This is a genomic window from Xenorhabdus eapokensis, from assembly GCF_001908105.1.
This window is the reverse complement of the sequence record NZ_MKGQ01000157.1, coordinates 1-713: the sequence shown is the minus strand read 5'-3', so window position 1 is coordinate 713 and position 713 is coordinate 1. Positions and strand designations below refer to the sequence as shown.

The following is a 713-nucleotide window of genomic DNA, read 5'->3' as shown; positions in this document are numbered from 1 at the left end:
TCAGACAGTGTGATATTCGATTTCATAAGAACAGGCAATAAGTCATCTGATTACCGATTATAACACCAATGCAGATAGTTTATCTGATCAACTTATAATGAAAATGCCAATGAAATATGAAACATTAATTGGAGATATGGGAACTGTTTTATCTGGAGGCCAAAAACAGAGATTATGTTTGGCGAGAGCATTATACAAAGACCCTAAGATTTTATTTTTAGATGAAGCAACTAGTCACCTTGATGTTGAGAATGAAATGATAATTTCATCTAATCTAAAAGGCTTGAATATTACAAAAATAATGGTGGCACATAGAAAAGAAACAATTGAATCCGCAAATATAATTATTAATTTAAATAATTTTAAAGCTTAAATGACACTCCTGTTCCAACAATATGATAATTTGTTATTCAAGAACAAGTTATCATATTGGAACAGGTTCACATTAATTTGGTAAAATTAAAACATCTTCTGGCAACTAAATAACCAGAATTCTGGATAAGAAATTGACGTGAGGGCTGTTCCGGGCGCAAAGTGTAGTGTAGTGTAGTGATGGACGGCCCCTTTTTCAGCGGCAAAGAGTGCCATCTTTCTTTCCGATACACTGAATTTTTGGTCATGCTCTCAATGATTAGATATTGTGATAAACTCCCTGCTTTTTATTATGGAGTGAGAGATGGCTAAAGTGGATGTGGTTTGTCGTTACTGTCATA

At 33.7% G+C, this 713-nt stretch carries 1 pseudogene; it reads left to right on the top strand.

Annotated elements, in window-relative coordinates:
• Positions 1 to 94: 94 nt before the first annotated feature.
• Positions 95 to 373, top strand: a pseudogene (locus tag Xedl_RS19910) (ATP-binding cassette domain-containing protein); the annotation flags it as partial.
• Between the last annotated feature and the right edge of the window lie 340 nt (positions 374 to 713).